General features: G+C 70.8%; 18 protein-coding genes, 1 tRNA gene and 2 pseudogenes. 15 read left to right on the plus strand and 6 right to left on the minus strand.

Going from position 1 to position 20,168, the window contains the following annotated elements; translation table 11 throughout:
- Positions 1-21: 21 nt before the first annotated feature.
- From FHR66_RS20995 to FHR66_RS05285, 4 genes and pseudogenes are all read left to right on the plus strand, one after another.
- A pseudogene (locus FHR66_RS20995) lies at positions 22-552 on the plus strand (CHASE3 domain-containing protein); the annotation flags it as partial.
- Between the two features lie 246 nt (positions 553-798).
- A pseudogene (locus tag FHR66_RS21000) lies at positions 799-1,704 on the plus strand (methyl-accepting chemotaxis protein); the annotation flags it as partial.
- An 11-nt stretch (positions 1,705-1,715) separates the two neighbouring features.
- Complete coding sequence (locus tag FHR66_RS05280; protein WP_160969842.1) at positions 1,716-2,237, plus strand: chemotaxis protein CheW; 522 nt, start codon at positions 1,716-1,718, stop codon at positions 2,235-2,237.
- An 84-nt stretch (positions 2,238-2,321) separates the two neighbouring features.
- A complete protein-coding gene (locus FHR66_RS05285) occupies positions 2,322-2,504 on the plus strand; it encodes a hypothetical protein (RefSeq protein ID WP_160969840.1) in 183 nt (60 codons plus the stop codon).
- 205 nt (positions 2,505-2,709) lie between these two features.
- Here FHR66_RS05285 and FHR66_RS05290 read toward each other — a convergent pair.
- Positions 2,710-2,785 (minus strand) — tRNA-Ala (locus tag FHR66_RS05290).
- A gap of 235 nt (positions 2,786-3,020) precedes the next feature.
- On the opposite strand from FHR66_RS05290, the gene FHR66_RS05295 reads away from it, so the two are divergent.
- Positions 3,021-3,425, plus strand: a complete 405-nt coding sequence (locus FHR66_RS05295) for an H-NS histone family protein (RefSeq protein WP_160969838.1) — start codon at positions 3,021-3,023, stop codon at positions 3,423-3,425.
- 100 nt (positions 3,426-3,525) lie between these two features.
- On the opposite strand, the gene rnd is transcribed toward FHR66_RS05295, so the two are convergent.
- Entirely contained in the window at positions 3,526-4,611 is a 1,086-nt protein-coding gene (gene rnd / locus FHR66_RS05300) for a ribonuclease D (RefSeq protein ID WP_160969836.1), read from the minus strand.
- Positions 4,612-4,862: 251 nt separating this feature from the next.
- Here rnd and FHR66_RS05305 point away from each other — a divergent pair, with 251 nt between their 5' ends.
- From FHR66_RS05305 to FHR66_RS05315, 3 genes are all read left to right on the plus strand, one after another.
- Positions 4,863-6,716 carry a formylglycine-generating enzyme family protein gene (locus tag FHR66_RS05305; protein ID WP_425612959.1) on the plus strand — a complete coding sequence of 618 codons (1,854 nt, stop codon included), beginning with the start codon at positions 4,863-4,865 and terminating at the stop codon, positions 6,714-6,716.
- A gap of 56 nt (positions 6,717-6,772) precedes the next feature.
- On the plus strand, positions 6,773-7,681 hold the full coding sequence (locus FHR66_RS05310) for a M48 family metallopeptidase (protein ID WP_160969834.1): 909 nt from the start codon (positions 6,773-6,775) through the stop codon (positions 7,679-7,681).
- 118 nt (positions 7,682-7,799) lie between these two features.
- Positions 7,800-8,258 carry a DUF6491 family protein gene (locus FHR66_RS05315; protein ID WP_160969832.1) on the plus strand — a complete coding sequence of 153 codons (459 nt, stop codon included), beginning with the start codon at positions 7,800-7,802 and terminating at the stop codon, positions 8,256-8,258.
- Between the two features lie 349 nt (positions 8,259-8,607).
- On the opposite strand, the gene FHR66_RS05320 is transcribed toward FHR66_RS05315, so the two are convergent.
- The 4 genes from FHR66_RS05320 to FHR66_RS05335 form a co-directional block, all read right to left on the minus strand.
- Positions 8,608-8,886, minus strand: coding sequence for an oxidative damage protection protein (locus tag FHR66_RS05320; RefSeq protein WP_160969830.1), 279 nt, complete (start codon positions 8,884-8,886; stop codon positions 8,608-8,610).
- Between the two features lie 41 nt (positions 8,887-8,927).
- Positions 8,928-9,989 (minus strand): A/G-specific adenine glycosylase, encoded by a 1,062-nt coding sequence (gene mutY, locus FHR66_RS05325; protein WP_167087554.1) that lies wholly within the window; start codon positions 9,987-9,989, stop codon positions 8,928-8,930.
- A gap of 166 nt (positions 9,990-10,155) precedes the next feature.
- Positions 10,156-11,544, minus strand: a complete 1,389-nt coding sequence (gene ftsY / locus FHR66_RS05330; protein ID WP_167087556.1) for a signal recognition particle-docking protein FtsY — start codon at positions 11,542-11,544, stop codon at positions 10,156-10,158.
- A gap of 367 nt (positions 11,545-11,911) precedes the next feature.
- Positions 11,912-12,619 carry an AraC family transcriptional regulator gene (locus tag FHR66_RS05335; RefSeq protein WP_017911046.1) on the minus strand — a complete coding sequence of 236 codons (708 nt, stop codon included), beginning with the start codon at positions 12,617-12,619 and terminating at the stop codon, positions 11,912-11,914.
- A 173-nt stretch (positions 12,620-12,792) separates the two neighbouring features.
- Between FHR66_RS05335 and FHR66_RS05340 the strand changes: the two genes are divergently transcribed.
- The 7 genes from FHR66_RS05340 to FHR66_RS05370 are packed head-to-tail and all read left to right on the plus strand — an operon-like array spanning position 12,793 to position 20,140.
- Positions 12,793-13,734 (plus strand): 4-hydroxyproline epimerase, encoded by a 942-nt coding sequence (locus tag FHR66_RS05340; RefSeq protein ID WP_167087558.1) that lies wholly within the window; start codon positions 12,793-12,795, stop codon positions 13,732-13,734.
- Positions 13,731-14,831, plus strand: coding sequence for an FAD-dependent oxidoreductase (locus FHR66_RS05345; RefSeq protein ID WP_167087560.1), 1,101 nt, complete (start codon positions 13,731-13,733; stop codon positions 14,829-14,831). Before FHR66_RS05340 ends, FHR66_RS05345 begins: the two co-directional genes overlap by 4 nt.
- Positions 14,828-15,076, plus strand: a complete 249-nt coding sequence (locus FHR66_RS05350; RefSeq protein ID WP_010343411.1) for a (2Fe-2S)-binding protein — start codon at positions 14,828-14,830, stop codon at positions 15,074-15,076. Before FHR66_RS05345 ends, FHR66_RS05350 begins: the two co-directional genes overlap by 4 nt.
- Complete coding sequence (locus tag FHR66_RS05355) at positions 15,069-16,439, plus strand: NAD(P)/FAD-dependent oxidoreductase (RefSeq protein ID WP_160970914.1); 1,371 nt, start codon at positions 15,069-15,071, stop codon at positions 16,437-16,439. The genes FHR66_RS05350 and FHR66_RS05355 overlap by 8 nt, the downstream gene beginning before the upstream one ends.
- Complete coding sequence (locus FHR66_RS05360) at positions 16,436-17,341, plus strand: dihydrodipicolinate synthase family protein (protein ID WP_160970912.1); 906 nt, start codon at positions 16,436-16,438, stop codon at positions 17,339-17,341. Before FHR66_RS05355 ends, FHR66_RS05360 begins: the two co-directional genes overlap by 4 nt.
- 1 nt (position 17,342) lies before the next feature.
- Complete coding sequence (locus FHR66_RS05365; protein ID WP_160970910.1) at positions 17,343-18,935, plus strand: aldehyde dehydrogenase family protein; 1,593 nt, start codon at positions 17,343-17,345, stop codon at positions 18,933-18,935.
- The gene (locus FHR66_RS05370) at positions 18,932-20,140 is read left to right on the plus strand and encodes a M24 family metallopeptidase (RefSeq protein ID WP_160970908.1); all 1,209 of its coding nucleotides are present in this window, start codon (positions 18,932-18,934) and stop codon (positions 20,138-20,140) included. Before FHR66_RS05365 ends, FHR66_RS05370 begins: the two co-directional genes overlap by 4 nt.
- The last annotated feature ends 28 nt before the right edge of the window (positions 20,141-20,168 follow it).

Below are 20,168 nucleotides of genomic sequence, written 5' to 3' on the forward strand. Positions count from 1 at the left end.
CCCCATTGTCGGGAGAGTGCCATGCTGAAGAATCTGAAAGTCGCAACCAAACTCTACGGCGGCTTCGCCGTGGTCCTGTGCATCCTGCTGGCGCTCGCCGGCGTTGCCTACTTCAACGTCTCCGCGCTGTCGCAGGCCAACTACTGGAACACCCACACCTACAAGGTGATCGCCGAAGTCGATGCGGCGCTCAGCAGCCTGATCAACATCGAGACCGGCACCCGCGGCTTCTCGCTGACCGGCGAGGACACCTTCCTGCAGCCGTATCGCGACGGTGTCGCCAGCTTCGACAGCCACCTGCGCACGGCGCAGGAACTGACCGCGGACAATCCCAAGCAGCAGGAGCGCCTGAACGCGCTGAAGCAGACCCAGGCGCAATGGCTCAGCCAGGCAGTGCATCCGCAGATCGCGCTGCGCAAGAACGTCAACGACGGCCAGGCGACGATGGAGGCGTTGGCCGCCGCGGTGCGTGCCTCCAAGGGCAAGGCCTACATGGATACGATGCGTGATCGCATGGCCGAAGTGCGCCGCGCAGAAAGCGAACTGCTGGCTGTGCGCGCCTCCGAGGCGGAGCAGCTGCAGCAGCGCACCAACCTCACCCTGATCGTCGGCAGTCTGGTCGCGGCGCTGTGCGCGTCGTTTATCGGTTTTCTGATCGCGCGTTCGCTGATGAGCGAACTCGGCGGCGAGCCGAGCACGGTGATGGAAGTGGCCTCGCGGATCGCGCGTGGCGATCTCACCGTGCAGGTGCCGACCCGCCCCAACGACACCACCAGCGCGATGGTAGCGCTGCAGGCGATGGTCGAGCGTCTGGCGGATGTCGTGGGCGAGGTCAACGCCAGCGCGCAATCGCTGGCCGGTTCGTCCGAGGAAGTCAGCGCCACCGCGCAGTCGCTGAGCCAGGCGGCCACCGAGCAGGCCTCCGGCGTGGAGGAGACCAGCGCCTCGCTGGAACAGATGACCGCGTCCATTGCGCAGAACACGGACAACGCCAAGGTCACCGAGGGCATGTCGGCGCAGGCGGCCAAGGAAGCGGTGGAGGGCGGCGAAGCGGTGCTGGCCTCGACCCATGCGATGAAGCAGATCGCGCAGAAGATCGGCATCATCGACGACATCGCCTACCAGACCAACCTGCTGGCGTTGAACGCGGCGATCGAGGCCGCGCGCGCCGGCGAGCACGGCAAGGGTTTCGCCGTGGTCGCGGCGGAAGTGCGCAAGCTGGCCGAGCGCAGCCAGGTGGCCGCGCAGGAGATCGGCGAGGTCGCCGCCAGCAGCGTCGGCCTGGCCGATCGCGCCGGCAACCTGCTCGGCACCATCGTGCCCAGCATCAAGAAGACCTCGGATCTGGTGCAGGAGATCGCCTCGGCCTCGCAGGAGCAGTCCTCCGGCGTCACCCAGATCAACCTGGCGGTGGCCCAGCTCAGCCAGGCCACGCAGCAGAACGCGGCGGCCTCCGAGCAATTGGCGGCGACCGCCGAACAGATGAGCACCCAGGCCGAATCGCTGCAGCAGGCGATGGGCTTCTTCCGCCTCAACCGCGAGCAGGACCTGGCCGCGCCACGCCGCGCCGCGCCGGTGGCGCCCAGGCCGGCGGCCACGCGCCCGCTGCGCAACGCCGGCAAGGCCTTGCGCCCGCGTGCACGCCAGGTGCCGGCCTACGCGCTGGCGGATGCGCCGGACGAAGGCCAGTTCGTCAACTTCTGAAGGGGAAGACCATGCACAACGATCGCATCGATGCCGTCACCGGGCTCGCGCAGCAGAACGCCTGGCAGTTCCTGACCTTTCAACTGGATCGCGAACTGTTCGGGCTCAACATCGCCGGTATCCACGAAATCATCGAGTACCGCCCACCCACGCCGGTGCCGACCATGCCGGCCTGCGTGTGCGGCGTGATCAACCTGCGCGGCGCGGTGGTGCCGGTGGTGGATCTGCAGTCGCGGCTCGGCCGCGGGCCCAGCCAGGTCACCCGCCGCAGTTGCATCGTCATCGCCACCGCCACCAGCGAAGAGGGGGGCGCGGCGCAGTCCTTCGGCCTGCTGGTGGACGCGGTCAACGAGGTGCTGGAATTGCCGCCGCAGCAGATCGAGGCGCCGCCGGCCTTCGGCAGCGATATCCGCCGCGACCTGCTGCAGGGCATGGGCAAGCTGGAGGATCGGCTGGTGATCCTGCTCGACCGCGCGCGGCTGCTGCGCAGCGACGACATCGCCGAGGCCGGCGCACGCGCGCTGGCGGCGTGATGCCTGGCACGCCGTGATCCGTGCATCACGGCGGCCTCGCTAGGGTGGCGGCGAGCGGGCATCCGCCCCAGCGAGGTGCAGACCATGGCAAAAGACGAGACCACCCAGTCCGGCAAGCAGCAGGGCATCCACGAGGGCCAGCAGGACCGTGCCCAGGACGATACCGCCAAGCAGCGGCCCGGCCTGGAAGACCAGAAGCTGCGCGAGGCGCACGAGCGCGGCCCGCGCTCCGGACAGGACGAGGCCGCGCAGGACGACAACAACTGACCGATGATGCGGTGGGGAGCGCGCACTGCGACCGCTTCCCGCCCCATCAGTACGGAAGCCGAGGACCTCCGATCACGCCATCGCCACTGGGCATCGCATGACCGGACCGTCCTGATCGGATGCGCTCAGCTTCAGGAGCGGCCAACAAAAAGGCCAGAGAGCCTGGTGGCTGTCTGGCCTTGTTGCACCGTCGAGGACGGAAAGATGGTGGAGCGGAAGGGGATCGAACCCTCGACCTTCGCATTGCGAACGCGACGCTCTCCCAGCTGAGCTACCGCCCCACATCAGACGCGTAGTGTAACTGGGCACGGGGCCGCGTGCCAAGGGGGCAATGCAACATCCCCGGCGCCCTGCCAGGGGGCCGGCCGAAGGGAAGCGGGAACGCGCTCAGCATTCTGTCTACAGCGCGCGCAGGGAGTCGATATACTCGGCGGCCGAAATCTCCCGCGGTGATTTCGTTCCGGACGAAATAAACCGTCCGCTTCATACCTTTTACTAAAGACGGGTCTTTTACACATGACGGAAGTTCGCAACTTGCAACAGATCGCCGAAGCCAAGGCCAAGCTGCAGGAAGAAATGCGCAAGCTGGAAGAGCAGGAGCGGCAGGCGCGCGAGGGCGAAACCAATGCGGCGCACGCCAACGTGCTGTCGCTGCTGGAGCAGTTCGCCGAGTTCTTCAGCGCCAAGCAGCGCAACGAGATCGCGGCCTACGTGACCAGCGCGGCGTCCAAGCCGGCCAGCAGCAAGTCCGCCGGTGGCCGCAGCGAGGTCAAGCCGAAGTACCAACTGCCGCACACCGGCGAAACCTGGTCCGGCCGCGGCCGCACGCCGAAGGCGTTCGCCGCCTGGGAAGGCACCGCCGCCTACAACGAATGGAAGGCGCGCCATCCGGATCTGAAGTTCCCGCTCGTCAAGTATTGAGCGGACGGAAAAAGGCCAGGATTTCCTGGCCTTTTTTATGCCCGATGGCGTGGGCGTGCATGACGGGGCGATCGCGGCCTGGCCGCGCGGCCGCATGCGTTCAACGTGCGCTGGCGAGCAGCGGCTGCAGGTGCGGCTCCAGTTCGCGTCGGCGCCAGCCGGCCAGCGGCGTGGGCCATTGCGCACTTTCCAGCAGGGCTTTCAGGTGCTTGCGCGAGGCCAGCAGGCCGTCGGGCAGGCCGAGTTCGGCGCTGCGTGCGGCCACCGCGTCCTGCAGTCGCTTCAGCGCTGCCTTGTTGTCGTCGCTGGCGGCCAGCGCCTGCGGCGCGTCGGCTTCGTCGGCCAGCGGCGTGGTCAGCGCCTGCCACAGCGCATCGCTGAGCTTGCGTGGCGCCTTGGGGTGCTTGTCGAACAGCGCCAGCATGGCCGGCTGGTCCTGTGGCGGGAACCGCGCCAGGGTGGCGGCCAGTTCGTTGTCCAGGATCCAGCTGCGCGGCTTGTCGCTGTGCCGGGCCTGGGCGTCGCGCCAGCGCAACAGGCGCAGCAAGCGCAGTTGCGCGGGGCGGTCCATGAATTGCGCCGAGCGCATGCTCAGGTGCGGCCAGCGCTCGCCATCGTCGTGCTCGACGGTGCCGAGCAGGCGTTCGCCGTCCTCGTGCAGCCAGTCGCTGCGCTGCAGGGTCTGCAACCGCGCCTGCAGGTGATCGTGCAGCGCGAACAGATGGCGCACGTCGTCGGCGGCGTATTCCAGCTGCGCCGGCGACAGCGGGCGGCGTAGCCAGTCCGAGCGGGTCTCGCCCTTGGCCAGGTGCACGCCGGTGATCTCCAGCACCAGCTTCTGGTAGCCCATGCCGGCACCGAGCCCCGCCAGGCCGGCGGCGATCTGGGTGTCGAACAGCGGCCGCGGCAGGGTGCCGCAGGCGCACTTGAAGGCGACCAGGTCTTCGCTGGCGCTGTGCATGATCTTGAGGATTCCCGGATCGCTCAGCCACGGCGCCAGCGCCTGCGGCATGCCCGGGATCAGTGGGTCGATCAGCAGGATGTCGTCGCCCACCGCCATCTGCACCAGCGCCAGTTGCGGCCAGTAGGTCCGTTCGCGGACGAATTCGGTGTCCAGGCCGATGCGGGCCGGCCGCTGCGCCAGCCGTTCGCTCAGTTCGGCGGGTTGCTTGATCCAGTAAGGCACGTGATTTCCGTTGACTGCAGGGTTTGCTCAGGCAGGCGAGAATAGCCTAACGTCGCTCCGCCGGCCGCACGGCGCGCCGGGTGGGGCGGCGTCGCAAGGGCGTGTCATCAATCCCCGAGCAATCGCGGCCCTTCGGGTTGGGTCTGACAGGCGCGCGGGCCCAACGCGGCATACTCGGGAATTGGTGACACGGCCCAGGGCCATGGTTCGGAGGAAAGGTGCGCAGCAGCGGCGTTGTGATGGTCTGGAGCATGCTGGCGGCAGTGCTGGTCGGCTGTGCGCGGCAGCCGCCGGCGCCGGCCGCCGATCCCGCGCCTGCGGCCGCCGCTGCCGCCGTGCCGGCGCGGTCGGCGCCGGCCAGGCCGGTGCAGGCGCCCAGCGTGACCATCGGCGGCGAAGACGCAGCCGAGACCGTGGCGCGCTGGCAGCCGCCGTTGCCGACCTTGACCCGCGGCGGCCTGCCGCAGGCGCGGCGCGAGGCGGCGCGCGCGCTGGCCGCCGATCGCCTGTTCGAGGACGCGCAGTCGGCGATTCCGCTGTACCTGGCGATCCGCAGCCTGGCGCCGAACGATCGCGTCGCCCAGGACGGCCTGCGCAAGGCGCGGCGACGCCTGCTGCAGCTGGGCGCGCAGGCGCTGGGCGATCCGGAGCGGTCCGAGCGCACGCTGGAGCAGGCTGCGCGCATCGCGATGGTGGCGCTGTGGCTGGATGCGGACGATCCGGCGGTGCGGCGCCTGCAGCAGCGGGTGGAGACCGCCTCGCGGGTGCTGGCCTACAACCGCGCCGGCGAGGACGACCTGCGTGGTGGCCGCCTGGGCGAGGACGGCAACGGCGCCCTGGCCAATTTCCGCGAGGCGCTGCTGCTGGATGCGGACGATGCGCGCGCGCGGCAGGGCGTGGCGGCGGTGGAGAGCGCGCTGATCCGCCGCGCCGAGACGGCGGCGGCGGCCTCGGATTTCGCCGCTGCCGGCAGCTGGCTGGCGCGTGCGGCGCGGGTGCGCGAGGACGCGCCCACGGTGCGCGATGCGCGCGTGCGCGTGGAGCAGGTGCGGGTGGCGCGCATCGCCGCCTTGCGCGATGCCGGCCTGCGCGATCTGGCCACACCGGCCGGGTTGAAGTCGGCGCGCGAGCGCCTGGGCGACGTGCTGCGCATCGCCGATCCCGGCGATCCGGTGGCGGCGATGCTGCGCGAACGCATCGACCTGGCCACCCATTACGGCAGTTTCCGTCCCGGCCAGGTGTTCACCGACGGCATGCACGACGGTGGGCGCGGCCCGCAGATGATCGTGGTGCCGCACGGCGGCTTTCGCATGGGCGCGGCCGAGACCGAACCCGGCGCCTCGCCGGCGGAGATGCCGCAGCATTACGTGCGCTTCGACCGCGGTTTCGCCATGTCGATCACCGAGGTCACGGTGGCCGAGTTCCGCCGCTTCGTGGAGGCGACCAATGCGCGTCCGCGCGCCACCCGGCGCGGCCATTCCACGGTCTACGACGAGCGCAGTGGCAACTTCGTGCGCCGCAACGGCGTGGACTGGCAGTCCGATTACCAGGGCGCGCGCGCGGCGCCCAACAGCCCGGTGATGCACGTCAGCGTGCGTGACGCCGAAGCCTACGCGGCCTGGCTGTCGCAGCAGACCGGGCGGCACTACCGGTTGCCCAGCGAGGCTGAGTTCGAATACGCGCTGCGCGCCGGCGGCCGCGGCCGCTATCCCTGGGGCAACGCCGGCACGCCGCCGCGCGGCAGCGGCAACTTCACCGGCGGCGGCGACGTCTCGCCCAGCGGTCGGCACTGGCGCAACGCCTTCGTCGGCTACACCGACGGATTCTGGGGGCCCGCGCCGGTGGCCAGTTTCTCCGCCAACGCCTGGGGCCTGCACGACATGGCCGGCAACCTCAGCGAATGGGTCGCCGACTGCTGGCATGCCAGCTATCGCCGCGCCCCGGCCGACGGTGCGGCCTGGTACAACCCGGGCTGCCGCTCGCGGGTGGTGCGCGGCGGCAACTGGGCCAATGCGCCGGAGCAGACGCGCGCGGCCTGGCGGCTGATGCAGGATTCGGACAGCACCAGCGCACGCGTCGGCTTCCGCCTGGTGCGCGGCATTTGACGCCGCCGCGCCGGTGCCGGCGCTAGATTGCCTCACCAGTCAACGAGGGGAACCCGATGAACCAAGTCTTCGGCCGCCAGGGCGGCGAACCGGGCGGTCGCCGTGGGCCGCTGGGCGGGGTGCGCTGGCTGGTGCTGCTGGGCTTTGCCGTGTATGCCGGGTACTACTGGTTCTCCAACCGCAGCGAGGACCCGTACACCGGCGAGCAGGTGCTGATCGACCGCTCGTTGAACGTGGAGGACGAGAAGGCACTGGGTCTGCAGGCGTACCAGGAGATCCTGGCGCAGGAACATCCGGTCGATCCGCAGTCGCAGGTAGCGCAGCAGGTGCGTGCGATCGCGCAGCGGTTGATCGCCAAGGTCGATGTGGTCGAGGACGCGCTGGCCGCCGAGCACGGCATGCAGGCCAAGCATTACGCGCGCGGCTTCGACTGGGACGTCAACGTGATCGAGTCCGAACAGGCCAATGCGTTCTGCCTGCCCGGCGGCAAGATGGCGGTCTACACCGGGCTGCTGCCGGTGGCCAAGAACGCCGATGCGATGGCGGTGGTGATGGGCCACGAGATCGCGCATGCGCTGTTGCGGCATGGCGCGCAGCGCATGGCCCAGCAGAAGCTGACCCAGATCGGGCAGATGGCCGGCGCCGCCGGCGGGCTGGATCCGCAACAGCAGCAGATGGCGATGGCGGCGATGGGGTACGGCTACCTGCTGCCGTACGCGCGCAGCCACGAGACCCAGGCCGACGAAGTCGGGCTGATGCTCGCCGCCGCGGCCTGTTTCGACCCGCGCGAGGCGGTGCCGTTGTGGGAACGGATGAGCGCCAGCAGCGGCGGCCAGGCGCCGCCGGAGTTCGCCTCCACCCATCCCAATCCGGGTACCCGCATCCAGAACCTGCAGGCGCTGATGCCCAAGGCGCTGGAGTACCGGCAGCGCTTCTGCGAGTCGGCGCGCAGTCCCTCGCAGTAAGTGGTGCCATCGCGCCGCGATCGTTGGCTGCCTTGTCGCTGAACGACTCTGCGTGCATACACGGCAGCGTGCACGGTGGCGGGCGCATGATGCGCTCCACACCACCAGGAGCATTGCCATGAAACGCCTGCTGCTGTCCTCCCTCGTCGCCACGGCCGTACTGGCCGGCTGCGCGACCAACCGCCTCAGCGACGACGAGCGTCTCACCCTGTACCGCGCCCACGCCGGTGCGCCGGTGCGCGACTTCCAGTACTTCAACCAGCTCAGCGGCTGGACCGCGCTAGGCGACAGCGCGCTGGCGGTGTGGACGCGTCCGAACCAGGCCTATCTGCTGGAATTCGCCGGCACCTGCCAGGATCTGGATTTCGCCCCCAGCATCGCCATCACCCATTTCGGCAGCCAGGTCTCGGCGAAGTTCGACGACGTGCTGGTGCTCGGCGGCGGTCCGGCCGCGATTCGCCTGCCGTGCCGCATCGACAGCATCCGGCCGCTGGACGTCAAGGCGCTGCGCACCTCGGAGAAGGAACTGCGCGAGGCCAAGGTGCAGGAGCGGGCGCAGCAGGCGCCGGGGAGCTGAGGCAGTGCCGGGATTGGGGATTGGGGATTGGGGATTCGGGATTTGGGATTTGGGATTTGGGATTTGGGATTCGCGAGGCGGCGGCGGGGCGAGTGCGATGTTGCACCGCCACTGCCTGGCGTTACAGGTTGCGCCCTGTCGCGTTAGGTGCGGCTGCACTGCGGTGTGCGGCAAGGCCAAATAGCCGCAGGGCGCACGCGTAGGAGCGGCTTCAGCCGCGAAGGGCGTTCCTGGTAAGGCCTTGTCGCGGCTGAAGCCGCTCTTACGATATCGCGTAAGGCGCGACGAAAGCGGGCGCTTTGCGGAGTCTTAGCGTGGTGCGTGCCGTGACGCCACGACGCGGCGCCGCTCAGGACGCCTGATCGGGTGCCACGTAGCCTTCGGGCTTGTCGGCGCCGCCCTGGAACAGGAATTTTTCCAGCTCCGCTTCGAGAAACGCGCGGTGCTTGGGATCGCGCGGCGACAGCCGGTTCTCGTTGATCAGCATGGTCTGGTGCGCCAGCCACGCCTGCCAGCCGGCCTTGCCGATGTGCGCGAACACGCGCTTGCCGAGCTCGCCGGGATACGGCACGTAGTCGAGCCCTTCGGTGTCGCGTTGCTGGTACTGGCAGAAGACGGTGCGGGACATGGCAATTCCTGGCGATGCGCGCACGGCCCCGCGCTGGTGCGTCAGAGGCCGTCGAGCAGTTTGCGGATCGGTGCGGGCAGGCCCAGCGTCGACAGGTCGGCGCGCGCCACCCAGCGCAGGTCGTCATTGTCGCCCAGCGCATCGCCCATGGCGACCTTGCGCAGGCGTAGTGGCTGCAGGTGCAGGCGGTAATGGCTGAAAGTGTGCACGATCGGCGGCAGCGCTTCGGCGTCGTCGTAGGCGCGCCCGCGCATCCAGCGCGCATACCAGGCGCGCAGTTCGCTGTCGGTGTCGGCCTGCGGCAGCGTCCACAGCGAGGCCCAGATGCCGGTCGGCGGACGCCGCTGCAGCAGCAGTTCGCCGGCGGCGTTCTCCAGCAGCAGGGCCAGCGCTTCGCGCTCGGGCAGGGTCTTGCCCGGCTTGGGCGTGGGCAGCGCCTCGACCAGGCCGTCGCGACGCGCCACGCAGTCGTCCTGCAGCGGACACAGCACGCAGGCCGGGTTGGCGCGGGTGCACAGGGTGGCGCCGAAATCCATCTGCGCCTGGGTGTAGTCGGCCATGCGCCCGTCGGGCACCGCGTCCACATGCGACTGCGCGAGCGCCCACAGCGGCTTTTCCACCGCCGGCAGGCCGGGGTAGCCGGCGATGCCGTGGTAGCGGGTCAGCACGCGCTTGACGTTGCCGTCGAGGATCGGGAAGCGGTCGTTCCAGGCCTGGCTGAGGATCGCGCCGGCGGTGCTGCGGCCGATGCCGGGCAGCGCATGCAGGGCATCGAAATCGCGCGGCAGTTCGCCTCCGTGCAGTTCCACGCAGCACTTGGCGGCGGCGTGTAGATTGCGCGCGCGGGCGTAGTAGCCGAGCCCCGCCCATTGCGCCATCACCGCATCATTGTCGGCGGCGGCCAGCGCCGGCAGGGTCGGGAAGTGCTGCAAGAAGCGCAGGAAGTAGGGGATGACCACCGCCACCTGGGTCTGCTGCAGCATGATTTCCGACAGCCACACCCGGTACGGACTGCGCGGATGCTGCCAGGGCAGGTCGTGGCGCCCGTGGCGATCGAACCAGGCGAGCAGGCGGGCGGGGAAGGTGTCGGAAGGCTGGCGCATGCTGGCAGGAACTCGTGCCTTCTCCCTCCGGGAGAAGGTGGCCCGAAGGGCCGGATGAGGGTACGGGCGAAGCCTGGTGCGGTTGGGGTGGTGCCAGTGCTGGCTTGGCAGGCTCCGCCGCACCCTCACCCCAACCCCTCTCCCGGAGGGAGAGGGGCTTCAGCGGTCAGCCGCCGAGCGCTTCTGGCAGCAACGCGTCGACGAAGGCTTCGGCGTCGAACACGCGCAGGTCTTCGGGGCGTTCGCCGATGCCGGCGAAGCGGATCGGGATGCCGAACTCGCGGGCCAGGGCAAACACCACGCCGCCCTTGGCGGTGCCGTCGAGCTTGGTCACCACCAGGCCGGTGACGCCGACCGCTGCATGGAACTGGCGCAGCTGCGATAGCGCGTTCTGGCCGGTGGTGCCGTCGATGACCATCAGCACCTCGTGCGGCGCGCTGGCGTCGAGCTTGCCGAGCACGCGACGGATCTTGCCCAGTTCGTTCATCAGCCCGGTCTGGGTGTGCAGGCGGCCGGCGGTGTCGGCGATCAACACCTCGGTGCCGCGTGCCTTGCCGGCCTGCAGCGCGTCGAAGGCCACCGAAGCGGCGTCGGCGTTCTGGCCCTGTGCGATCACGCTCACGCCGTTGCGCTCGCCCCAGGCCTGCAACTGCGCCACCGCCGCGGCACGGAAGGTGTCGCCGGCAGCCAGCATCAGGCTGTGGCCTTCGTCCTTGAAGCGCTTGGCCAGCTTGCCGATGGTGGTGGTCTTGCCGACGCCGTTGACGCCGACGGTCAGCACCACGAAGGGCTTGGCGTTGCGATCGATCTGCAGCGGCTTGGCCACCGGCTGCAGGATCGCCAGCAGGTCGGCGCGCAGCGCCTGTTGCAGCGCCCTGGCGTCGACGAACTCGCGCGCCTTCATGCGCTTGCGCAGGTTTTCGATCAGCGCGGTGGTGGCGGGGATGCCGACGTCGGCGGTGATCAGCGCGGTCTCGATCTCGTCGAGCAGGTCGTCGTCGAGCTTGGGATTGCGCGAGAACAGGCTGCCGACGCTGCGCGCGAAACTGCTGTTGCGCAGGCGCTCGCGCCAGCCGGGCTTGCCGGCCGGCGCGGCGGGCAGGGCGTCGCTGCGTACCAGGTCGGCGTCGGCGGCGGGCACGGACGCGGCGTTAGGTGTCGGCGCGGGTACCGCAGCGGGCTGCTGGGCGGGGGCGGGCGTCGGGTGCGGCACGCTCGGTGCCGGCGCGGCGGCTGGCGGTGGCACATAGGCCTGCGGCGGCGGTGTGGGCGCTGCAGCCGGCAGCGGCGTCGGTTGCGGCTGCGGGACAGCGACCGGGGCGGGCGCCTGGACGGGGTGTTCGGCGACCGGCGCGGGCGCTGGCTCCAGAGTAGGAGCGGGTGCTGGGGCGGCAGGCGCCGCCTCAGCGGCAGGCGGCGCCGACGGCGCAGGCGCAGCGGGTTCGGCGCTTGCCGGCTTGGGGAAGGCGGCGGCCAATTCCTCGATGCTGTAGCGCTGCGTGCGGCTCTCGCCGGCGTTGTCCTGGGGCTTGTTGCGGCGGAATAGGCTGACCATGGATGACGCGTGGACCGGAAACGCGGAATGCTACCACTTGCGACCTGAGCGGCCTGTGCAGCGGGGGCGAGCCGGGATGGTCGGCAAGGTGGACTTCGGGCGTCGCGACTGCGTATGCGTGTGTCGCGCTAGGCGCGGTTCCTGGCCCTTTGTGGGATCAGCCGCGACAGGCGGATTCCCACTGAAGCACAGTCGCAGGGTGCAGGTGCGGAATTGGCATGGTTTTTCGACGTAATGGCTCCGCCGTACCCTCACCCCAACCCCTCTCCCGGAGGGAGAGGGGCTCTGCATTCGTAGCGCGGCGATCTCAACGCCCGCATTCAGCCAAAAAACGAATCCCCATTCCCGAATCCCCAATCCCGGCTCTTCACAGCTTGCCCTTCATCGACCGATAGTCGCGCGGGGTCATGCCGACGGTGGCCTTGAACTGGCGGGCGAAGGCGCTCTGGTCGGCGAAGCCGCACAGTTGGCCGATGCTGGCGATGCTGTCGTCGCCGTGCAGCAGGCGCATCGCCGCTTCGATGCGCATCTTGGTCAGCAGTTGCTGCGGGGTCAGCTGGAACACGCGACGGAAATGCCGCTCCAGTTGCGCCACCGACAGCTCGGCCAGGTCGGCCAGGGTCTGCACGCGCAGGTTGTCGCCGTAGTGCGCCTGCATGTGCTCCATGGCGCGGCTGATGCGCTCGTAGGCGGAATGGCGGCTGTCCGGCTGGCCCAGGTCGCGGGAGATGCCGACCACGCCGATCACCTCCTCGCCCTCGCACAGCGGGCGCTTGAAGGTCAGGCACCAGCCCGGGGTGCGGTTCGGGAACAGGTGCACTTCGAGCTGGTTCTCGATCACCTCGCCGCACAGCACCCGACGGTCCTGCATCAGGTAGCTGCCGCCCAGCGGCAGCGGAAACACGTCCGCGGCCGATTTGCCGATCAGGTCGGCGCGGTACTTTTTGCCCAGCCGCCGAACAAGGGTCAGGTTGACGTGGGTGTAGCGGCCGTCGCGGTCCTTCACGAAGAACACCACGTCCGGCAAGGCGTCGAACAGCGTCTGCAGTTCCAGTGCCGAAATCAGAGTGTCCATGGCGTTCACCTGCGGGAGTGGGCGGCGGTGCGGGCGCGCCGCCGCGCGTCCCCCTGAATGCCGATGCTAGCCTAAGTCGGCGCCGTCGGGCGTCGCCGGGTTGTGCGAACTTCCGCATTGGCGACAGGCAAACGCTGCTAGCCGGCGGCGGTGCCGAATGTGAGCATGGCCCCATGCATACACTCGATGTCATCGACTCGCACAGCGCCGGCGAACCGACCCGTGTCGTCGTCTCCGGCTTCCCCGATCTGGGAACCGGTTCCCTGGCCGAGCGCCGCGAGCTGTTCCGCACGCGCTTCGACCGCTGGCGCAGCGCCATCGCCTGCGAGCCGCGCGGCTCGGACACCATGGTCGGCGCCTTGCTGCTGCCGCCGGTGGCCGCCGACGCCTGCGCGGCGGTGATCTTCTTCAACAACGTCGGTTACCTGGGCATGTGCGGCCACGGCACCATCGGCCTGGTGCGCACGCTGGCCGAGCTGGGCCGGCTGAGCCCGGGCACGCACCGGATCGAGACGCCGGTGGGCACGGTCGGCGTGGAACTGCACGCCGACGGCCGCGTGTCGGTCGACAACGTCGAGAGCTATCGCCATGCCACCGGCGTCGACGTGCAGGTGCCCGAGTACGGGCGCGTGCGCGGCGACGTGGCCTGGGGCGGCAACTGGTTCTTCATCACCGAACAGACCCCGTGCGCGCTGGAACTGCGCCACCAGCGTGCGCTGACCGCCTATACCGAAGCGGTGCGGCTGGCGCTGGAGGCGGCGGGCATCCGCGGCGCCGACGGCGGCGAGATCGACCACATCGAGATCAACGGGCCGGCGCCGGACGCCAGCGCCGATGCGCGCAACTTCGTGCTGTGCCCGGGCCTGGCCTACGACCGTTCGCCGTGCGGCACCGGCACCAGCGCCAAGCTGGCGTGCCTGGCCGCCGACGGCAAGCTGGCGGCGGGCCAGGTGTGGCGCCAGCAGGGCATCCTCGGCAGCGTGTTCGAGGGCAGCTATGCGGCCGGCACCCGCGGGGTGCTGCCGCGCATCACCGGGCAGGCCTACATCACCGCGCGTTCGCAATTGCTGATCGATCCGCAGGATCCGTTCGCCTGGGGCATCGGCGCCGCATGAGCGGTTTCGACCTGATCGTCGTCGGCGCCGGCATCGTCGGCGCGGCCTGCGCCGATGCGGCGGCGGCCGCCGGCCTGCGCGCGGCGATCGTCGAGTCGGGCAGCATCGGCGGCGGTTCCACTGCCGCGGCGATGGGCCACCTGGTGGCGATGGACGACGATCCGGCGGAACTGGCGTTGTCGGCGTATTCGCTGCGCCTGTGGGAAGAATTCGCGCCGCTGCCGGAGGCGGAGTTCAGCCGCTGCGGCACGCTGTGGGTGGCGCGCGAGGCGCGCGAGCTGGAGGCGATTCCGGCCAAGATCCAGCGCCTGGCCGTGGCCGGCGTGCAGGCCGAAGCGCTCGATGCGCAGCGGTTGTATCAATTGGAGCCGGCCCTGGTGCCGGGCCTGGCCGGCGGCATGCGCGTGGCCGCCGAGGCGGTGGTGTATCCGCCGCGGATGGCGCGCTATCTGGTCGAGCGCGCCTGCGCCGCTGGCGCGCAGCTGTACGCCGGACGCCGCGCCACCGCGCTGCTCGATGCCGGCGTGCGCCTGGACGATGGCAGCGCGCTGCATGGCCCGGTGCTGGTCGCCACCGGCTGCGCCGTGCCGGAGCTGCTGCCGGAACTGCCGATGCGCGCGCGCAAGGGGCAACTGGTGATCACCGACCGCTATCCGGGCTTCGTCGCCCATCAATTGCTGGAATTGGGCTACGCCGACAGCGCGCATGGCAGCGACGGCAGCAGCGTGGCGTTCAACGTGCAGCCGCGTCCGACCGGGCAGATCCTGATCGGCTCCTCGCGCGAATTCGATGCGACCGACCGCGCGGTGTCGATGCCGATGCTGCAGCGGATGCTGGAGCGCGCCTTCGCGTTCCTGCCCGGCCTGCGGCAACTGCAGGCGATCCGGGTGTGGACCGGCCTGCGTCCGGCCACGCCGGACGGGCGGCCTTACCTGGGCGCAGTGCCGGAGCGGCGCGACGTGTGGGTCGCGGCCGGCCACGAGGGCCTGGGCGTGACCACCGCGCTGGGCAGTGCGCGTCTGCTGCTGGACCAATTGCTGCAGCGGCCCACGGCCATCGACCCGGCGCCGTACGCACCGGCGCGGGCGCTGGCATGAGCGCGCGGATGCTGCGCCTGCAGGTCGACGGACGCGACGTCGAAGTGCTCGACGGCAGCAGTGTCGCCGCGGCGGTGGCGCAGGTCGCCACGCATTTCCGCCGCTCGCGCAGTGGTCAGCCGCGCGCGCCGCTGTGCGGCATGGGCGTGTGCGCCGAGTGCCGGGTACGCATCGACCGCGTCGGTCAGTTGCGCGCCTGCATCACCCCGGCGCGCGACGGCATGCAGGTGTGGACCGATGGCTGAGCCGCGCGCCCACTACGACGTGCTGGTGATCGGCGCCGGCCCGGCGGGGTTGGCGGCGGCGCTGGCCGCGGCCGCGCATGGCCGCCGGGTCGGCCTGGTCGATCTGCAGGCGCGTGCCGGCGGCCAGATCTGGCGCCACGATGTCGCCCACGCGCCGCCACGCCTGGCCGCGCGCGCGCTGGCGCAACTGGCGGCCAGCGCGGTGACCTTCCTGCCGCAGACCCAGGTGCTGCTGGCGCAGGATCGGCAGTTGCTCACCGATGGTCCGGATGGTCCGCGCTGGCTGGGCTACGACGCGCTGGTGCTGGCCACCGGCGCGCGCGAATTGCTGTTGCCGTTCCCGGGCTGGACCCTGCCCGGGGTGACCGGCGCCGGCGGCGCCCAGGCGCTGGCCAAGCAGGGCTGGCCGCTGCGCGGGCGGCGCGTGCTGGTCGCCGGCAGCGGGCCGCTGCTGTTGGCCTCGGCGGCGACCCTGCATCGCCACGGCGCGCAGGTGCTGGGCATCGTCGAACAGGCACCGTGGCGCGCGCTGGCCGCATTCGCCGCACAACTGCCGTTGCGCTGGCCGGACAAGGCGCTGCAGGCGCTGGCGCTGCGCACGCAACTGGCCGGGGTCGGTTACCACGCCGGCAGCGTGGTACTGGCCGCACATGGCGAGGGCCGCGTGCAGGAGGTGGAGATCGACGGCCCGCACGGTCGCCGCCGTCTCGCCTGCGATCAACTGGCGGTGGGCTACGGCCTGGTGCCGAACGTGGAACTGGCGCAACTGCTTGGCTGCCGCCTGGGTCGCAGTGGCGCGCATCCGTGCGTGGCGGTGGACGCGCAACTGCGTACCAGCGTCGACGGCGTGTACGCCGCCGGCGAGGCGCTGGGCATCGGCGGGCGCGATTGCGCGCGGGTGGAAGGCGCCATCGCCGGCCACCTGGCCGCCGGCCAGGACGCCGATGCGCAGGCGCTGCAGCCGCAGCGGCGACGCGCGCGCGCCTTCGCCACGCTGCTGCAGCGGCAGTTCGCGCTGGATCCGCGCATCCATGCGCTGGCCGCGCCGGACACGCTGGTGTGCCGCTGCGAGGACGTGCCGCTGGCCGCGCTGCGCGGCCACACCGACCTGCGCGACGCCAAGCTGGCCTCGCGCTGCGGCATGGGCGCCTGCCAGGGCCGCATCTGCGGCAGTGCGCTGACCGAACTTGGCCTGGCCGCGCGCGCCGACGATTTCTCCGACGACGGCCGCCGGCCGCCGCTGTTCCCGGCGCGGCTGGACGCGCTGGCCCATCCCTGTCCGGGCCCCGGTCCGGACACCGCTTGCGCCGCGCCGTCGCGCGCGGCATCCCTTCGCAACTCTCCACAAGGTGTACATCCATGAGCAAGGCTTCCTTCTGGTACGGCGTGCTGCCGGCCATCACCACCCCGTTCAACGCCGACGGCAGCATCGACCATGCGTTCCTGGCCAAGCATGCGCAGCTGATGATCGAGGCTGGCTGCACCGCGATCGTGCCGCTGGGTTCGCTGGGCGAAGCGGCCACGCTGAGCTTCGACGACAAGCTGGCGATCCTGAAGACCCTGGTGCAGGCGGTCGATGGCCGCATCCCGGTGGTGCCGGGCATCGCCGCGCTGTCCACCGACGAGGCCGTGCGCCTGGCGCAGGCAGCCAAGCAGATCGGCTGCGGTGGCCTCATGGTGCTGCCGCCGTACGTGTATTCCACCGACTGGCGCGAGATGGGTGCGCACATGCGCGCGGTGATCGCCGCCACCGACCTGCCGGCGATCCTGTACAACAACCCGATCGCCTACAAGACCGATTTCAGCCCGGCGCAGATCGCCGAGCTGGCTGCCGAATTCCCGAACCTGCAGGCGGTCAAGGAATCCTCCGGCGACGTGCGCCGCTTCGCCGCGCTGGGCGAACTGCTCGGCGACCGCCTGGTGCTGCTGGTGGGCATGGACGATGCGATCGTCGAAGGCCTGAGCATGGGCGCCAAGGGCTGGATCGCCGGCCTGGTCAATGCCTATCCGAAGGAGTCGGTGAAGCTGTTCGAACTGGCCCGCGACGGCGGCTACCCGGCGGCCAAGGCGCTGTACGACTGGTTCCTGCCGCTGCTGCGCCTGGATACCGTGCCCAAGTTCGTGCAGCTGATCAAGCTGGTGCAGGAGAAGGTCGGCCTGGGCAGCGAGCGCGTGCGCGCGCCGCGGCTGGTGCTGGAAGGCGCCGAGCGCGAGGCTGCGCTGAAGGTCATCGACCACGCCATCGCCACCCATCCCGGGCACTGAGATGAGCATGCAACCGCTGTTGCTGGCCGGCCACTGGCAGGCCTCGCTGGAGGAGCGCGGCAGCTTCCGCGCCGAGGACCCGCGCGACGGAAGCGAGTTCGGTCCGTCGTTCCCGGTTAGCGGCGCCGCCGACCTGGAAGCGGCGCTGAGCGCGGCGGCGCTGAGCGCCGACGCGCTGGCCGCGGCCGCGCCGGAACGCATCGCCGCGTTCCTGGATGCGTATGCGGACGCGATCGACGCCGACGTCGAGCGCTTGGTGGCGCTGGCGCATGCCGAAACCGGCCTGCCGGTGGAGCCGCGCCTGGCCAAGGTGGAACTGCCGCGCGCCAGCGGGCAGTTGCGCCAGGCCGCGCAGGCGGCGCGCAGCCACAGCTGGGCGCAGCCGGTGATCGACACCGCGGCCGGCCTGCGCGCGCAGCTGGGACCGCTGCACAAGCCGGTGCTGGTGTTCGGCCCGAACAATTTCCCGTTCGCGTTCAACGCGGTGGCCGGCAGCGATTTCGCCTCGGCCATCGTCGCGCGCAATCCGGTCATCGCCAAGGCGCACCCTTCGCATCCGGCCACCAGCCAGCGTCTGGCGCAGCTCGCGCACCAGGCGCTGCTGGCCAACGACCTGCCGGCGGCGACGGTGCAGTTGCTGTACCACTTCGACAACACGCTGGGCCTGGAACTGGCCGGCGATCCGCGGCTGGGCGCGATCGGCTTCACCGGCAGCCGCGCCGGCGGGCTGGCGCTGAAGGCCGCCGCCGACCGTGCCGGGGTGCCGGCCTACGTCGAACTGTCCAGCGTCAATCCGGTGTTCCTGCTGCCGGGCGTGCTGGCCGAACGCGGCGCGGCACTGGCGCAGGAGTTCTTCGCCTCCTGCACCATGGGCAGCGGCCAGTTCTGCACCAACCCGGGCATCGTGGTGGTGCCCGAGGGCGAGGCCGGCGATGCCTTCGTCGCCGCGGCCACCGCGCATTTCGCCGCGGCCGCGCCGGCGCTGCTGTTCTCGCGCGGCGTGCTGGAGCATCTGCAGCGCAGCGTGGGCACGCTGCGCGATGCCGGCGCCACGGTGCTGGCCGGCGGTGAGGCCGATGCCGGCCCCGGCTATCGGCATGCGCCGACCCTGCTGGAGGTGTCGGCCGAGGCGTTCCTGCAGCAGCCCGAGGCGCTGCAGACCGAGGCGTTCGGGCCGGTCAGCCTGATCGTCCGCGGCGGTGGGGTGGGGCAGTTGACCGCCCTGGCGCGCAGCTTCGAAGGCAATCTCACCGGGACCCTCTATCGCGCCGCCGATGGCAGCGACGATCCGGCCTTCGCCGTGCTGGCCGCGGCGCTGCGTCCGCGGGTGGGGCGGCTGATCTGCAACAAGATGCCGACCGGCGTGGCGGTGAGCCCGGCGATGAACCATGGCGGCCCTTATCCCAGCACCGGCCATCCGGGCTTCACCGCGGTCGGCATGCCCGCGGCGATCCGTCGCTTCGCGGCGCTGCACAGCTACGACGGCGTGCCCGACGCGCTGTTGCCGGCGCTGCTGCGCGACCGCAATCCTGGCGGCGTGCAGCGGCTGATCGACGGCTGCTGGAGCACGGCCGACGTGGAGCGCAGCGCATGAGCGAGCAGTCCCAGATCGGCGGGCTGACCCTGGAGCAGGCGCACGCGCAACTGGCGCCGTGGCCGCAGCGGGCGCCGGCGATCCAGGAGCCGGAGTACCGGCAACGCCTGGCCAACGCGCGTGCGCTGATGCGCGCGCACGGCGCCGACGCGCTGCTGATCGGCGCCGGTGCCTCGCTGCGCTACTTCACCGGCGTGCCGTGGGGCGCCAGCGAGCGCCTGGTGGCGATGCTGCTCACCGCCGAAGGCGATCCGCTGCTGATCTGCCCGGCGTTCGAGGAAGGCTCGCTGGACGCTGTGCTGTCGGTGCCGGTGCGCAAGCGCCTGTGGCAGGAACACGAGGATCCGCACGCGCTGGTCGCCGAGGCCTTGCTGGAACTGGACGCGCAGAGCCTGGCGCTGGACCCGGGCGTGGCCTTCGCGGTGCATACCGGCTTGGCCGCGGTGCTGGGCCGCATCGCGATCCGCGATGCCGCGGCCATCGTCGACGGCTGCCGCATGCGCAAGTCGCCGGCGGAACTGGCGCTGATGCAGCAGGCCTGCGACATGACCCTGCACGTGCAGCGGCTGGCCGCCGGGCTGATCCGCGAAGGCATCACCACCGCGGAACTGACCCGTTTCATCGACCAGGCGCACCGTGCGCTCGGCGCCGACAACGGCTCGACCTTCTGCATCGTGCAGTTCGGCCACGCCACCGCGTATCCGCACGGCATTCCCGGCGTACAGGCGCTGCGCCCGGGCGAACTGGTGCTGATCGACACCGGCTGCACCGTGCAGGGCTACCACTCCGACATCACCCGCACCTACATCTTCGGCGAGCCCAGCGAGAAGCAACGGCGTATCTGGCAACTGGAGCACGAGGCGCAGGCGGCGGCCTTCGCCGCGGTGCGGCCGGGCGTGGCCTGCGCGGTGGTGGACGAGGCCGCACGCAAGGTGTTGCAGCGCGCCGGGCTCGGCCCGGACTACCAGCTGCCGGGGCTGCCGCACCGCACCGGCCACGGCTGCGGCATGAGCATCCACGAGGCGCCGTACCTGGTGCGCGGCAATGCGCTGGCGCTGGCGCCGGGCATGTGCTGCAGCAACGAGCCGATGATCGTGGTGCCGGGCGAGTTCGGCGTGCGCCTGGAGGATCATTTCTACGTCACCGAAGACGGCGCGCAGTGGTTCACCCCGCCGTCGCCGGCGATCGACCGGCCGTTCGCCTGATGCGCAGGGCGGCCGCCCACGACCCTTG

Source organism: Xanthomonas sp. F4, assembly GCF_011761895.1.

What these genes read in the sequence shown, in the direction of transcription:
- ftsY (WP_167087556.1), bottom strand. Translation starts at nt 11,544, where the DNA reads ATGGTCAGCCTATTCCGCCGCAACAAGCCCCAGGACAACGCCGGCGAG.
- FHR66_RS05315 (WP_160969832.1), top strand. Translation starts at nt 7,800, where the DNA reads ATGAAACGCCTGCTGCTGTCCTCCCTCGTCGCCACGGCCGTACTGGCC.
- FHR66_RS05350 (WP_010343411.1), top strand. Translation starts at nt 14,828, where the DNA reads ATGAGCGCGCGGATGCTGCGCCTGCAGGTCGACGGACGCGACGTCGAA.
- FHR66_RS05370 (WP_160970908.1), top strand. Translation starts at nt 18,932, where the DNA reads ATGAGCGAGCAGTCCCAGATCGGCGGGCTGACCCTGGAGCAGGCGCAC.
- FHR66_RS05305 (WP_425612959.1), top strand. Translation starts at nt 4,863, where the DNA reads ATGCTGGCGGCAGTGCTGGTCGGCTGTGCGCGGCAGCCGCCGGCGCCG.
- FHR66_RS05285 (WP_160969840.1), top strand. Translation starts at nt 2,322, where the DNA reads ATGGCAAAAGACGAGACCACCCAGTCCGGCAAGCAGCAGGGCATCCAC.
- FHR66_RS05340 (WP_167087558.1), top strand. Translation starts at nt 12,793, where the DNA reads ATGCATACACTCGATGTCATCGACTCGCACAGCGCCGGCGAACCGACC.
- FHR66_RS05345 (WP_167087560.1), top strand. Translation starts at nt 13,731, where the DNA reads ATGAGCGGTTTCGACCTGATCGTCGTCGGCGCCGGCATCGTCGGCGCG.
- FHR66_RS05295 (WP_160969838.1), top strand. Translation starts at nt 3,021, where the DNA reads ATGACGGAAGTTCGCAACTTGCAACAGATCGCCGAAGCCAAGGCCAAG.
- FHR66_RS05335 (WP_017911046.1), bottom strand. Translation starts at nt 12,619, where the DNA reads ATGGACACTCTGATTTCGGCACTGGAACTGCAGACGCTGTTCGACGCC.
- FHR66_RS05320 (WP_160969830.1), bottom strand. Translation starts at nt 8,886, where the DNA reads ATGTCCCGCACCGTCTTCTGCCAGTACCAGCAACGCGACACCGAAGGG.
- mutY (WP_167087554.1), bottom strand. Translation starts at nt 9,989, where the DNA reads ATGCGCCAGCCTTCCGACACCTTCCCCGCCCGCCTGCTCGCCTGGTTC.
- FHR66_RS05310 (WP_160969834.1), top strand. Translation starts at nt 6,773, where the DNA reads ATGAACCAAGTCTTCGGCCGCCAGGGCGGCGAACCGGGCGGTCGCCGT.
- FHR66_RS05360 (WP_160970912.1), top strand. Translation starts at nt 16,436, where the DNA reads ATGAGCAAGGCTTCCTTCTGGTACGGCGTGCTGCCGGCCATCACCACC.
- FHR66_RS05355 (WP_160970914.1), top strand. Translation starts at nt 15,069, where the DNA reads ATGGCTGAGCCGCGCGCCCACTACGACGTGCTGGTGATCGGCGCCGGC.
- FHR66_RS05365 (WP_160970910.1), top strand. Translation starts at nt 17,343, where the DNA reads ATGAGCATGCAACCGCTGTTGCTGGCCGGCCACTGGCAGGCCTCGCTG.
- FHR66_RS05280 (WP_160969842.1), top strand. Translation starts at nt 1,716, where the DNA reads ATGCACAACGATCGCATCGATGCCGTCACCGGGCTCGCGCAGCAGAAC.